This window comes from Streptomyces sp. NPDC001393 (assembly GCF_053597455.1).
In genome coordinates, this window is sequence record NZ_JBSFIH010000085.1 from 14,846 (window position 1) to 28,105 (window position 13,260).

13 protein-coding genes and 2 pseudogenes are annotated in these 13,260 nt (G+C 69.7%); 9 read left to right on the top strand and 6 right to left on the bottom strand.

Going from position 1 to position 13,260, the window contains the following annotated elements:
• Nucleotides 1-323 precede the first annotated feature (323 nt).
• On the top strand, nucleotides 324-692 hold the full coding sequence (locus ACWC2T_RS42920; RefSeq protein ID WP_450675722.1) for a DUF805 domain-containing protein: 369 nt from the start codon (nucleotides 324-326) through the stop codon (nucleotides 690-692).
• A gap of 288 nt (nucleotides 693-980) precedes the next feature.
• Entirely contained in the window at nucleotides 981-1,658 is a 678-nt protein-coding gene (locus ACWC2T_RS42925) for an SDR family NAD(P)-dependent oxidoreductase (RefSeq protein WP_450675723.1), read from the top strand.
• A gap of 239 nt (nucleotides 1,659-1,897) precedes the next feature.
• Here the strand turns inward: ACWC2T_RS42925 and ACWC2T_RS42930 are convergent.
• A pseudogene (locus tag ACWC2T_RS42930) lies at nucleotides 1,898-2,784 on the bottom strand (IS982 family transposase).
• 448 nt (nucleotides 2,785-3,232) lie between these two features.
• Here ACWC2T_RS42930 and ACWC2T_RS42935 point away from each other — a divergent pair.
• The 3 genes from ACWC2T_RS42935 (at nucleotide 3,233) to ACWC2T_RS42945 (ending at nucleotide 6,384) form a co-directional block, all read left to right on the top strand.
• The gene (locus tag ACWC2T_RS42935) at nucleotides 3,233-4,177 is read left to right on the top strand and encodes a hypothetical protein (RefSeq protein ID WP_450675724.1); all 945 of its coding nucleotides are present in this window, start codon (nucleotides 3,233-3,235) and stop codon (nucleotides 4,175-4,177) included.
• On the top strand, nucleotides 4,171-5,205 hold the full coding sequence (locus ACWC2T_RS42940) for a TniB family NTP-binding protein (RefSeq protein ID WP_450675725.1): 1,035 nt from the start codon (nucleotides 4,171-4,173) through the stop codon (nucleotides 5,203-5,205). Before ACWC2T_RS42935 ends, ACWC2T_RS42940 begins: the two co-directional genes overlap by 7 nt.
• A gap of 90 nt (nucleotides 5,206-5,295) precedes the next feature.
• Nucleotides 5,296-6,384, top strand: coding sequence for a hypothetical protein (locus ACWC2T_RS42945; protein ID WP_450675726.1), 1,089 nt, complete (start codon nucleotides 5,296-5,298; stop codon nucleotides 6,382-6,384).
• Between the two features lie 113 nt (nucleotides 6,385-6,497).
• Here the strand turns inward: ACWC2T_RS42945 and ACWC2T_RS42950 are convergent, their stop codons facing one another.
• The 5 genes and pseudogenes from ACWC2T_RS42950 to ACWC2T_RS42970 all read right to left on the bottom strand — a co-directional run.
• A complete protein-coding gene (locus ACWC2T_RS42950) occupies nucleotides 6,498-7,298 on the bottom strand; it encodes an isocitrate lyase/PEP mutase family protein (RefSeq protein ID WP_450675727.1) in 801 nt (266 codons plus the stop codon).
• A gap of 44 nt (nucleotides 7,299-7,342) precedes the next feature.
• Nucleotides 7,343-8,137, bottom strand: a complete 795-nt coding sequence (locus ACWC2T_RS42955) for an alpha/beta fold hydrolase (RefSeq protein WP_450675728.1) — start codon at nucleotides 8,135-8,137, stop codon at nucleotides 7,343-7,345.
• Nucleotides 8,138-8,176: 39 nt separating this feature from the next.
• The gene (locus ACWC2T_RS42960) at nucleotides 8,177-8,503 is read right to left on the bottom strand and encodes a hypothetical protein (RefSeq protein WP_450675729.1); all 327 of its coding nucleotides are present in this window, start codon (nucleotides 8,501-8,503) and stop codon (nucleotides 8,177-8,179) included.
• Nucleotides 8,503-9,426, bottom strand: coding sequence for an SDR family NAD(P)-dependent oxidoreductase (locus ACWC2T_RS42965; protein ID WP_450675735.1), 924 nt, complete (start codon nucleotides 9,424-9,426; stop codon nucleotides 8,503-8,505). Before ACWC2T_RS42965 ends, ACWC2T_RS42960 begins: the two co-directional genes overlap by 1 nt.
• Nucleotides 9,412-9,770, bottom strand: a pseudogene (locus tag ACWC2T_RS42970) (3,4-dihydroxy-2-butanone-4-phosphate synthase); the annotation flags it as partial. The pseudogene ACWC2T_RS42970 and the gene ACWC2T_RS42965, both read right to left, overlap by 15 nt.
• A gap of 366 nt (nucleotides 9,771-10,136) precedes the next feature.
• Between ACWC2T_RS42970 and ACWC2T_RS42975 the strand changes: the two are divergent.
• The 4 genes from ACWC2T_RS42975 to ACWC2T_RS42990 all read left to right on the top strand — a co-directional run bounded on the left by ACWC2T_RS42975 (nucleotide 10,137) and on the right by ACWC2T_RS42990 (nucleotide 13,133).
• Nucleotides 10,137-11,198, top strand: a complete 1,062-nt coding sequence (locus ACWC2T_RS42975) for an LLM class flavin-dependent oxidoreductase (protein WP_450675730.1) — start codon at nucleotides 10,137-10,139, stop codon at nucleotides 11,196-11,198.
• 55 nt (nucleotides 11,199-11,253) lie between these two features.
• Nucleotides 11,254-11,460, top strand: coding sequence for a hypothetical protein (locus ACWC2T_RS42980; RefSeq protein ID WP_450675731.1), 207 nt, complete (start codon nucleotides 11,254-11,256; stop codon nucleotides 11,458-11,460).
• Nucleotides 11,461-11,525: 65 nt separating this feature from the next.
• Nucleotides 11,526-12,497, top strand: a complete 972-nt coding sequence (locus ACWC2T_RS42985; RefSeq protein WP_450675732.1) for a zinc-binding dehydrogenase — start codon at nucleotides 11,526-11,528, stop codon at nucleotides 12,495-12,497.
• A 126-nt stretch (nucleotides 12,498-12,623) separates the two neighbouring features.
• The gene (locus tag ACWC2T_RS42990; RefSeq protein ID WP_450675733.1) at nucleotides 12,624-13,133 is read left to right on the top strand and encodes a flavin reductase family protein; all 510 of its coding nucleotides are present in this window, start codon (nucleotides 12,624-12,626) and stop codon (nucleotides 13,131-13,133) included.
• The last annotated feature ends 127 nt before the right edge of the window (nucleotides 13,134-13,260 follow it).

The window sequence follows — 13,260 nt, forward strand, 5'->3', positions numbered from 1 at the left end:
GACAGTCACAGGCCAAGCGGGGGGAGCACGTCCGGCGAAGACGGCGGCGACCAGATCATTCTCAGGCGGGGGAAGCGGCGAAGCGAGCAAGTGATCCGCACTTCGACAATCGGATCGCCTTATCCAGTTCTAGTGTTACGCTGGCCATGATGAACCGGATCACCCTATCCGGATCGCGAAGTGGATATAGCTATCCAAATCTGTTTCGGCTGCACGGCCCACGCCGTGGCGGTGCCGCCGGCGCCGTCGGCCCAGCCGCACCCTCGCCGACTCGACTTCACGCGCCCCATGACGTTGCCACGAAGGGATCTACCGTGACCAGCATGTCGCTCACCGACGCGGTACGCGTGTGCCTGACTGTCAAATACGCCACGTTCTCCGGTCGCGCCCGGCGTGCGGAGTACTGGTGGTTCTCGGTGCTCTACGTGATCGCCACGACTGTGATCGCCGGGCTCAGCCTCGCGATCGAGGCCCCGCTGCTGAACGTCTTCCTGCTCCCCTTCATCGTGCCCATGCTAACCGTCTCGGTCCGCCGGTTGCACGACACGGGCAGGTCCGGCCGACGAATGCTCATCGCCCTGATCCCGGTCGCCGGGCCGATCATCTACCTCGTGGGCATGACGGCGGACAGCAACCCAGGCGCCAACCAGTACGGCCCCTCCCCCAAGGCCGTCAAGCACCCCGTCGGCTGAACCGGTCACACATCGCAACAGTACGGCTGCCGCGCTCCGTCAATAGGCGGCGGGCCTGCGACACACAGCCCCTCAGAGGTCCGGCATAGGCGCATCCGCGCCAACCAGCGGCTCTCAGGACAACCGACACACACGATCACGCCCAACCGACACCGGAACAGCAAACGGATTACCTTGCCCGACCGCCAAGTGAGGCTCGAGGCAAAACGGTATGGGCTCTCCGAAGCCTGACGTAGACGGACCATCCAGTCTTGCTGCTTCCCCACGTTTCACTGGAAGGACCTCGTCATGACCAGCATCGCCATCGTCGGCGCCGGCCCCCAGCTGGGCCTGGCCATCGCCCGCACGTTCGGCTCTCAGGGTTTCGATGTCGCCCTGATCTCTCGGGATCGCCAAAGGCTCGACGCTCTCGTGGGCACGCTCACCGCCGAAGGCATCACCGCCGCCCCCTTCCCTGCCGACATCCTCGACCGCGACGCACTGACCCAGGCACTCAAGATCGCCGCTGCACGCTTCGGCGGGATCGACGTCCTGGAGTATTCCCCAGCCGACGCGATCAACGCCCCGGTGATGACCACTCCGGCCGAGACCGAACCCTCACACTTGCAGCACGAGATCGAGTTTCAGCTGTACGGGGCTGTCGCCGCCACCAGGGCAGTGCTGCCGGCGATGCGCGAGGCCGGTACCGGCACCCTGCTGTTCACCACCGGTGCCCGCTCCATCAACCCCCAACCGCCGACCGCCAACATCGACGCTGCCGCTGCGGCCCTGCGCAACTGGGTCATCAACCTCCACAAGGAACTGGCCGAAACCGGCATCCAAGCTGCCCACATCGGCATAGACGCGACGATCGGCACCCCCACTTTCTACGGACAGCCGCGGGCCACGGCCGACCAGATCTCCCTTGTCCACTGGGAACTGCACTCCACCCACCGCGACCAGGCCGAGCGGATCTTCAGGGGCTGACGCCTGGGCTGGAAGATTGATGCAGATGGGAAGGATCTGCGCCGAATCCGGGCCCCCGGGGGGCGCGCGGGCTGGGCGGACGTCTGGCACTGTCAGACGAGCCAGCACCGGGGCGGCGGCCGCTGACCCATCGCACGGAGCTGGTCGGCAGGCATGTCAGTGGAGGCGCCGGCTGTGCGGCCCCCTGGGAGCCGCGCGCGGCTCAACGGCTCGCGACTAGATGAATGAGTCCGATGTTCTCAGTGGTCGTAGGCGATCAGGGATCGTTTGATCTTGGCGCCGGTGGTCCAGTTGTGCCAGATGCCGGCTGCCAGGGCCAGGAGGCGTTGTCCGGTGCGGGCGAAGACGCCGGCCAGTGTCCTGCCGCCGTGCTGTTCCAGGCTGAGTTGGCCCTTGAGGGTGTCGATGACGGCCTCGATCCACTGACGGACGCGGGCGAGGCGGCCGTGCCGGACGGGCTCGTCCTTGCGGTCCGGCCGCACCAGATGAACGCCCAGGTGTGCTCGGTGAGGAACGCCTCGAACTCCCGCCCGGCGAAGCCCTTGTCGGCGAGGATCACCTGGCCGGTGCGGACGAGGTGGTGGTCGCGTTCCAGCAGCGCGGTCATCACCTCCCGCTCGCCGAGCTTGGGGTGAGCCAGGCACCACGACACGGGCATGCCTTCGGCGGTGGTCAGCAGGTAGAGCCGGAACCCCCAGAAGAAGCGGGAGTGGCTGCGGCAGTAGCCGTATCCGGCGTGCCCGGCCAGCTCGGAGCGTTTGACGGTCTCGCGGGAGGCGGCGCAGGGCAGCGGGGTGGAGTCGATCAGCCGCAGGTCGTCGTGCCAGGTGGGCACCTGCCTTGCCAGGGCCTCGATCACGTGGCTGATCAGCGGGCCTGCGGCGTTGAGCCGCTTGTTGTAGGCCGACTGCTGGGGCAGGTAGCGAAAGAGGTGCCCGAGCCGGGCGTGGGCGAAGCGGATCCAGTGCCGGGCCGAGGGAAACCCGAGCAGCACCTGGGCGACCGCCAGGCACAGCAGTTCGGCGTCCGTCAGTTTCGGGGGTCGCCCGATCCGGCGACGGGGGGCCACATGGTCGTCGATGAACACGTACAGTGCCGCCAGAAGGGCGTCCAGGCTGGTAGTCACACACGAGCCAACGGGCGCCCTTCGCCATGGTCGCGGCCAGCACAAACATCGGACTCATTCATCTAGCCGATGTTGGGGTTACCGGACGGTTCTCCTGCGCGGTCGGGCGGGTATGGCGTTGTGTGGGAACGTGATCACCGACAGCCGCCAGGTGGCCGCATCGTCCCCGTTATCCGGGGCCGGGTGCCGTATCGCCGAGCTGCGCGGCACGAGCGGTACTGTTCGATGCGAAGACGATACGGCCGTGGATGCCAGCCGGATCGATGTGCGCTTTCGGGACCTGTTGGGGTGCGCGTGCCAGGCGCCATGGCTTGAGGCTGCACAGGACGTCGTCTTGCCAAGGGGAACGTGGAGCGGACCTTCCGCGCGATCGCCGACGGCTTCAGCCAGTACCTGCCGGGCCACACCGGCTCGGACGTCTCCCAGCGGGGCGCGGCCGCGGAGGGGGATGCTGTGCTGGAGCCTGGCGCAGTTGCAGGAGCTGCTGGACGAGTGGGTCATCGTTGGGTGGCAGGAGCGCCGGCACGAGGCGCTGCGGCACCCGATGATGCCGCAGGTCGCCGTCTCCCCGAACGAGATGTGGGCAGCTTGGGTGGCGGTGGCCGGGTACGTGCCAATGCCGTTGTCGGCGGACGACTACGTTGAGTTGCTGCCTGTGCGGTGGCAGGCCGTCAACGACTACGGCATCCGCTTCGGCTACCGCACCTACGACCACCCCGGCCTCAACCCCTACCGGCGCCGCCGCTCGCCGCGGGTCGGCAAGAACGGTCGCTGGGAGGTCCACCACACCCCCCATGACCCCAGCCGGGTGTGGGTGCGCCTGCCCGCAGGCTGGCTGGAAGTGCCGTGGATCCACGCCGAGGCCGTCCGGCGTCCGTTCACGACGTTCACCTTCGACCACGTCCGGCGCACCGTGCAGCGCCGCACGGGCCGTGAAGAGCACGAGGCGGCGATCGCCCAGGCACTGGATGAGCTGCTGCGCCGAGCGAGCCAGGGACTGGGCAGCAGGCGAGAGCGGCCGGTAGCCGCCCGGGCCCAGGCGGCCGCGCAGATGACCGACCCGTCCCCCGCCATCGCCCCGCAGCAGTGGCCTGTGCCTCTCGCGCCGGGGGCCTCGTTCGGACTGCCCGGTTCCTTCACCGTCCCGCTTCAGGATGCCGACGGCTGGGACATCGACGACAGCCTGGACGACATCGAGGACGACCCAGACGGCGAGGACTACCTTCTCGCCGGCCTCGCCGACGGCCAGGACGCCGCGGCACGCCACGCGGATGAAGCATCCGAGCCGGCGGCGGAAACGACCCGGGACCAGGCCCCTGATCAGGCGCTGGACGCCGCTGGGGCGGGCGGCATGCGTATCTACGACCCGTACCAGGAGGCGCAGGCATGGTGACGACGGATCAGCCCGCCGCTGCGCAGCACAGCACTTTCAACCCGCTGACGACGTGGGACGGGTGGCAGCAGTTCGTCGACACACCTCTGGCGCCGGCGCGTGACGCCGATGATCATGAGTGGACGCTGGAGCAGCGGGAGGACTACCACGCGCGGTTCGTGGTGCTGAAGACCCCCGCGATGGACACCATCTCCACCGCGGTACGCCGTCTGCTGCTGCTCAACCGCGGCCAGCAGGGCGGAGCCCGGCGCGGCCTGATCATCTCCGGGCCGGCCACCACCGGGAAGACCACCGCCATGCAGCAGCTCGGCCGGACCGTCGAACTCGCCGACCGACGCCGCCACCCTGGCCGTGACGGGCGGCTGCCGGTGCTGTTCATCACCGTGCCGCCGTCCTCCACCCCGAAGATGCTCATCAGCGAGTTCGCCCGCTTCCTCGGCCTGCCCGCCCTGGAACGGATGAACCAGATCCAGATCACCAACGCCGTGTGCGAGCTGCTGTGTGAGATGGGCACCCAGCTCGTGCTGGTCGACGACGTGCACCTGATGGACACCCGCAGCCGGGCCGGCGCCGAGACCTCCGACCAGCTGAAGTATCTCGGCGAGCGGATCCCGGCGACCTTCGTCTACTCCGGCATCGACGTCGAGACCTCGCCCCTGCTGACCGGCGTGCGCGGCTCCCAGCTCGCCGGCCGCTTCAAAAGCGTGCGCAACCAGCCGCTGCGCTACGGCAGCGACGCGGACAAGCAGGTCTGGCACGACCTGGTGCGCGGTATGGACAGCGCCCTGCGGCTGCGCCGGCACAAGCCCGGCACCCTGCTCACGCACGCCGCCTACCTGCACGCCCGCACCGGCGGCCGCATGGGCAGCCTCTCCCACCTCATCCGGGAAGCCACCCTGGTATCCCTGCTGGACGGCACCGAAAAGATCACCAAGAAGCTGCTCGAACAGATCGAGCTCGACACCGCCGCCGAACAACGGGCCAGGGCACCCCGGCGCCACCAGGCGCCTCCGCAACGCCAGCCCTGACCGGCGGGCTCTGCCTCAACCGCCCTGCCGTCTCCCCGTTGTATCCACTGCTCGGATGCCGATGCATCCAAGCCCGTCCGGAACGCCCCGATGCCCACCACGCTTCCACCACAGCCGCCGTGTACAGCGGCCGCCCGACCGGGGCCGGTACGGCTCGCCCCGCTGCAGGGCGAGACGAACCTGTCCTATCTGGACCGGCTGGCCGACCGCTACTGGCTCGGTGTCAGAGACCTCATCCCGGCACTCCTCCAGGTCGGCGGAGGCCTGTTCAAGGGCTTCCGCACGGACGGCGAGGTCTACCTCAACGCCGAAGCCCGCGCCCGCGTCTCCGCATTCTGCCGTGTACCCGAGACCATCCTGGGACGGGCCCTGCCCGCCTGGACAGCCCAGGAACCCCTCTCGCCGGACGGGGCGGGCGCGGCCGGGCGGTTCCGCTTCGGGAGCGTAGTGCCCGCCGCGGGAGAAGCCTGCCGGCTGTGCACGGCCGCACGCACCGGACGGACCAAGCTCGCACGGGTGTATCTACAGCCGCAGAGCCGGATCTGCCCGCGCTACCGGCGCTGGATGCTCGGCACCCACTGGATCGACGGCGGCCCGGCCGGCACCGAGCAGGTCGACCTGGGGGGACTGCCGGAGATGGTCACGGCGCACCGGCGGCATCTGGATCTGCTGCGCCATCGGCCGGATGCCGCCCGCGCGTTCGAGGTCGCGCATGCCGTGGTCGTTTCCTGGTGGGCGCAGCAGTGGCCCGAGGAGGAGCAGTGGCCGCGCCGGGCACTGCGGCTCGCGCCGCCGGGCACCGATCCCGGCTGGTGGCGGCTGCTGGCCAGGGACGCGGTCACCTACCCGGAGGCCGTCGCCCTCGCCTCGGTCCTCACAGGCGAACGCACCAGACAGCGGCTACTCGCCGACACCGGCGGACATCTGCCCCACACGCTTGCCCACACCCCTGCCCTCGTCGCCCAGTTGGCGCGGGCCACGAAGCGGCCGTGGCTTGCCGAACGGATCGCCTCGACCTCCGCCGGCCCTTTGCTGCTCTGGGTGCAGCACTGCGTACGGGCCGACGCGAACCCAGCCGCCGCCGACCGGCTATGGACACTGCACATGACGCACCGGCCCCGCCCCATCACCCGCGAACTCACCGCCTACCGCAACGGCTTGCTGGGGCCTGGCCGCTGAATGGGTCGGTGGTAGCCGTACCAGTCCGGCCAGTCAGGGAAAGCTGCTGTGCGTTCAGTGGCTGATGTGCAGGGCTGCCGGCAGGCCACTCCCCAGCAGCTGAGTGCGGGCGGTCAGAACAGCCCGCGGAGGCGGGGCAGGCTCCACACCTCGTTCTCCCGGACGAACTCCGCGACCGCCTCCGGGTCCCGCACCGCGCCCAGGGCACGACGCATCGCACCCGTGGCGGTGCCGAGCAGCAGGTGCGGGACCAACAGCACCGGCACGCCATGCTCCGTGCATTCGGCGGCCGTGAGTTCGTGCCCGAGCGGGGCGTAGGCCACGACCGGCACATCCACCGCCGCGACCAGCCGGTCGAGGAAGTCCAGCAGGTCGGCTTTGCGGTCCGGTTGGAGCAGCGGACCCAGGAACGGCAGGACCGCGTCGACGCCCTCCGTGTCGGCGTAGCGCTGGGCGCGGGCGATCGCTTCCTCCGGCGAGGTGCGGACGCCGTCGGTCCGTGCGATCAGCATGCCGTCGAGGTCGGCAACGGCAGCGGCGACCTCGCCGAGCCTGCGGACGAAGTCCTCCGGTTCGACGAAGCCGCCCGTCGGGGAGAAGTCCTCGACGTGCACCGCGGCGGCCCCGGCCTCGACCAGCGCGCGCACGGACTCGGACGGGGTGACGAACCCGTCCTCACCGTCCACGATCAGGGGCAGGCCGGTCGCGCCCGCCACGTGCCGGGCGGACTCCAGGAAGTCCGCCACTGCCGGCTCGTCCTCGAAGCCCGCATACGAGCCCTGGATCGACGCCCCGGACAGGTAGACCGCCGGGAATCCCTCGGCCGCGACCAGCGCGGCCGAGGTGCGGTCGTAGGCGCCCGGCACCACCTGGCAGCCGTTCGTGTCCGCCAGGATGTCCCGTACCGCGCTCACCAGGTCACTCCGCTCGTCATCGAGGTCTGTCGGGTGGGGGTTGCTCAGAAGAACGCGAGGAGGTGCTGGGCGATCTCCTCGGGCGCGTCGTACGGGGTGAGGTGGCCCGCGTTTGCGATCAGGCCCGGGGTGGAGCGCCGGATCTTGTCCTCCAGGACGTAGGAGGTCGCCATGTGGAAGTCCCCGTCGCCCATCAGGACCAGGGCGCGCACGTCGATCAGGGGCAGCCGCGCGGCCAGGTCGTAGCTCGCGATCGCCCACATCGTGTGGAGGAACCAGGGGCCGCAACGGGTGAGGTCGGCGGCGCGTGCCTTGCGTTCAATGTCGTCGAAGTCACGGACAGTGCCGCCCGCGGTCATCTCCGGCGACGGGAGCCCGGACGGTCCCAGGCGCTGGCTGAGCGACCGCAGCCGGGCCATGCGCTGGTTCTCGAGGTGCCAGCCCGGTGTGCCGTTGAGGACGATCGCGTCGGCACGGCACTGTGGGCGGGAGGCCAGTTCGATCGCGACGACGCCTCCCAGCGAGGTCCCGGCGAGGTGGTAGCGGTCGATCTTCAGCGCGTCGAGCACGCTCTCCACGGCGTCGGCGTGGTCGAGGATGGACGGCACCCAGTTCGGGTCCTGGGAGCGGCCGTGGCCGTAGAAGTCCAGCGTGACGATCGAGCGCCCGGCCGCGCGCAGCAACGGGACGGTCGTGTCCCACAGCCGGGACGAGGTGCCCAGGCTGTGCAGCAGCACGATCGGGACCTCCGCGCCGCCCGCCTCGGGATCCCATCCGTAGCCGACGGCAGAGATGCGGCCCTGCTCGGTCGGGACGATCGTCTCCACGGGGTCACTCATCGACACACCTCACTGGTAGGGCTGATATTGCTTCGGGGGTCACGCGGAGTCCGACCCTGCGCGCTCGACGTGCGCCCGCACGGCGTTGCCGCTCTCGTTCGTCCAGCCGCGAGAGGTGGCGAACTCGATCATCTTCGTGAAGCCAGAGCGCCACGCGTCCGAGTCCTCGCCCGCACTTCGCAGCGCGGCGACCGACAGCCAGGCGTGCTGCCCGTCCAGGCTGCCGAGCCCGCCCGCGGTCAGCGCGCCTGCGAGCGTCTCGTCGGACACGCCCGGCCCGACCACGACCGCGAGCGACTTGAGGTCCTCGGCGTCCGCCACGCTCGCGAGCGCCGCCTCGCCGTTTTGGATGACGTCGACCCGCATCAGACCGCCCCGCCGTTGATATCGATGACGGCGCCGGTGATGTACTCGGCGCCCTTCGTGGTGAGGAACCGGACGAGCTCGGCGACCTCCTCCGGGCGCCCGAAGCGTTGGGCTGGGAGGTTGTCGAACCAGAGCCGGGTGCGCTCCGAGGTCTTCGTGCCGGAGCTGAACAGGTCGGTGACGATGGTGCCGGGGGCGACCGAATTGGCGGTCACCCCGGAGACGTTCAGCTCGTCGGCCAGGTAGCGGGTGAAGGTGGTCAGCGCGCCCTTGGTGGTGGCGTAGTAGGAGCTGACCCGGTCCACGTAGACGCGGGCGGCGAGGCTTGAGATGTTGATGATCCGGCCGTATCCGCGCGCTGTCATCAGGGGGGCGACGGTCTGGCAGAGCACCATGGGCGAGGTCAGGTTGACCGCGAGCATGGCGTTGAGCATCGCGCGGTCGACGTGGGTGATCGGCCAGCGCGTGCCGTCGGGCTGCCGCGGGTGAATGCCGGCGCTGTTGACCAGGACGTCGGTGCGGCCGAGCGCGGTGAGCGCCGCGGCGAACTCGTCCACGGCGGCAGCGTCGGACAGGTCGACCTGGACCGGATGCGCTGTCGCCTCGGCCTTCTCGACCTGGTTGAGGATGTCCTCTGGGACCGGACGTGCGTCCGCCAGGACGAGCGCGGAGTCCGGCTCGGCCAGGGCGACGACGATGGCGCTGCCGATCCCGCCCGCGGCGCCCGTGACGACCTTCACTGACTGGTCGGTGGAGACGTTCTCCAACATGCGGCGACTCTGCCTTTCGAAGGGTGTGGTGGAGCTCATGGCGGGCCGGGTCAGGTCCCGACGGTCGGGGCCCTGTGCCCGTACGACGTCCGTCGAGTGGAGGAAGGGCACCTGGTGCTGCAGGCAGAAGGCGGTGGTCTCTGCCGGGGACATCACGTTGCCCGCCATCTCGTTGATCAGGGGTGCGACGCCCGCCAACGGTGTGAGGCCCGTGCGCCGCAGCAGGGCGATGGAGGCCTGGGCGGCGGCGCCCCGGTTCGGGCGCTCGCCGTCGTTCACGATCGTGGCGACGTGCCCGGACCGGGTGAGGTCGTCGGGCACCGAGTCGGGGAAGGCCGGCACCCGCAGGGTGCGGGCCGGTCTGCCGCGGAGATCCCCGTGCTCGTGCCGTCGGTGGCGTCCACGGTCACCCGGTAGACGTCCCGGGTGTCGCCTCGCGTGTTCATCCGGGTGATCTCGAGGCGCCCGGGGAGCTCCAGCGGCAGCGCCGCGGCCACGATGCCGGCCGAGTAGCGGACGGCGAACGCGAGGTCTCAGGTTTCCACGGTCTGGCCTGCCACCACGAGGCTGCCCTGCGGGACGTCGCCCAGGTCGTGGGCCAGCGGCCGTCCCTAGGACGGAATGTGAACCGCCCGTCATAGCCGGTTCCTGCCGGCCTCGGCGTGGCGAGCGTAGTGAGCCATCCCGGCACCTCCTTGTGCGCACTGCGTACATTCTGCGCTGATAGTGCGCATGCTAGGAGGGCTCTCCGGGGCGGTCAAGAGGAGGACGGGCGGGCGCGCACCTTGACAGGAATCCTCGGCCGGAGCCATGGTGACAGCGCAATACGAACAGGCTGAGCGCACTGCGCACAAGGAGGTCCAATGCGAATTGGTCTGCAGTACCCGATCGTCGTGTCAGAGCTCGGCCCCGACACCGTCCAGGCTCGCTACCAGGAGTTCTTCCGCGAGGTCCAGTGGGCGAACGACACCGAGTTCGACGGCATCTGGGTCACGGAGCACCACTTCTCCAACTACAGCGTGACCTCGTCGCCGCTGCTTCTGCTCACCCAGGCCGCGGCACTCGCGCCGAACCTCCGAGTCGGAACGGCCATCCTGGTCCTGCCGATCTGGGACCCGGTCCGGCTGGTCGCGGACGTGTCCACGCTCGACTCGATCACCGGCGGCCGGTTCGACCTCGGCATCGGTCGCGGCTACCAGCCGCACGAGTTCAAGGGCTTCGGTGTCGACCCGCAGAAGAGCCGTGAACTGTTCGAGGAGTCGGTGGAACTCATCCTGCAGCTGTTCACCAAGCCGGACAGCACCTTTGCGGGGCAGCACCACCAGGTCGAGGCACCGGTCACGGTACTTCCGCGGCCGACACAGACCCCCCACCCGCCCATCTGGATGGCCGCATCGAGCCCCGACTCCATCAAGTTCGCGGCGAAGAACAACTTCCACTTCATGACCCCGACGTTCTGGACACGCGAGGAGCTGGGCATCCAGCGCCAATTCATCGAGAAGTGCGTCGAGGACTACGGCACGAACGTCCAGGGCCTCGAGTACGAGGCCAACCGCTTCGTGTACTGCGGCACGGACCCGGAGGAGCTCCAGGCCGCGGTCCGGGCGAGCGCGTGGCAGACACGGCTGTCGAAGTCGCTGCTCCAGGGCGCGACGCCGGTGCACGGCGTCAACCCCGAGCCGGGGGACATCGACGGCGAGCCCGTGGCGAACGCCCTGAGCGACCGGCTGCTGGCGGGCACGCCCGACCAGGTCATCGAGCAGCTCCACGAGCTCGGCGAGGTGGGCATCACCTACGTCCTCGCGCAGTTCCGGTTCGGCAACCTGCCCGTGGAGATCGCGGACCGCTCGCGCGAGCTGTTCGCCCGCGAAGTGCTGCCGCACGTCGCGGACATCAAGTCGCGTCCGTTCCTGGTCGGCGTCTGAGTGCGACGGTGTCGACGATGACCCAGATCGTGGTGAAGGAAGAGAGGGGCCTCCGGTGGGGCTAGAGGAACTGATCAAGGATCTCGGCACGAGTCCGACCCTGCGTACGGAGCTGATCTACTTCCCGGAGCGGATCGCGAAGAGCTACGGCGTCAGCGACGTCGAACTGGCGGCCATCCAGTCGGGCGACATGTCGGCGCTGAAGCTGTCCCCGGAGGACGAGGACAACCTCCGTCGGCGGCTGAACCACTACGGAATCTGACGGCCGGTCCGCCTCGGGGCGATCGCGCGGGGCGGACGCCGCAACCTCAAACGAAACGGAAAAACATGCGCGCAATCTATGCCGAGGCGCCGGCCCCGGAGGATCCCCTCGGTGCACTGGTCGCCGGCGAGCGGCCGGAGCCGGAGGTCCCGGACGGCTGGACCTCGCTGCGGGTGAGCTCAGCGAGCCTGAACATGCACGACCTCTGGGCCCTGCGAGGTGTCGGCATCAAGGCCGACCGGTTCCCGATGATCCTCGGGATGGACGCGGTGGGCACCCTCGCCGATGGGACGCGGGCCATCGTGCACCCCGTGATCTCCGACCCCGACTTCTCCGGTGACGAGACGCTCGACCCTCGCCGGTCGCTGCTCACCGAGGTGTTCCAGGGGACCCTGGCGTCCACGGTCGTCGTACCGAAGCGGAACATCGTCCCGATCCCGGACGACCTGCCGGACAGCCACGCCGCGGTCCTCGGCACCGCCTGGCTCACCGCCTACCGGATGCTGTTCACCCGTTCCGGGCTGCGCCCGGGCCAGACGATGCTCGTACAGGGCGCCTCTGGCGGGGTGTCGACGGCACTGATCCAGCTGGGTCGGGCCGCCGGGTTCCGGGTGTGGGTCACCGGCCGGACCGAGGCCAAGCGGAAGTTGGCCGAAAGCCTGGGCGCGGACGCGGTCTTCGAGCCCGGCGCACGGCTGCCCGCCAAGGTCGACGCGGTGTTCGAGTCCGTCGGCGAGGCCACCTGGAGCCACTCGATGAAGTCGCTCCGCCCGGGCGGAGCGATCATCATCTGCGGCGCCTCCACCGGGGCGAACCCACCCGCCGACCTACAGCGGCTGTTCTTCCTGCAGCTGCGGGTCGAGGGGGCCACGATGGGCACCCGGGCCGAGCTGGCCGACCTCGTCCAGTTCGTGCACGACCGGGGCATCGAGCCCACGATCGGGCTGGAAGTCCCCTTCGACGACGCGAAGTCGGCCTTCGCTGCGCTCGCAGACGGCCAGACCAACGGCAAGATCGTGATCTCCGGAATCGGCTAGAACCCGCCGCAGGTCCGGGTCAGCACCCGGACTGGATGCCTCGGGGCGGACCGCCCCAAGGTGCCACACCCTCTCTTGTCGCGCCCATGCCACCCCAGATGTCTCAAATAGGAGGAGACCACCGTGATGACGAACTCCTGGCCGGCCGATCCGGTCCTCGACACCGCGGCCCTGCGCCAGCTCTACGGGTGCTTCCCCAGTGGCGTCGTCGCGATCTGCGGACGGGGACCCGAGGGTCCCCTCGGGCTGGCTGCGAGCAGCTTCACCCCGGTATCGATGGACCCGCCGCTGGTCTCCTTCTGTGTCCAGAACACCTCGACGACGTGGCCGAAGCTCGCCGAGCTGCCCCGGCTCGGGGTGAGCGTCCTCGGCTCGGACCACTCACTGGTCTGCCGGCAGGTTGCGGCGAAGACCGGGGACCGCTTCGCGGGCGTACCGTTGACCGAGACCGAGGACGGGGCCCTGTTCATCGACGGTGCGCCCGCCCAGCTGGACTGCTCGGTGGCCGACATCGTGCCCGCGGGCGACCACGCGATCGTGCTCCTGCGGGTTCACGCCGCCCGCGCCGTGCCCGACGACGAGCCCCTGGTCTTCCACGCCAGCACCTTCCGCGAGCTGGCGGTCCGCGCGGCCTGACTTCTCGGCTGCTCGCCATGCACACGAGAAGGGTCCCCGCTCGACCGATCGGTCGAGCGGGCCCCACCGGCGCGACCAGGCCGCCCAACCCCCCCGAACACGACCCGCTCCACCATTGCACGGTCAC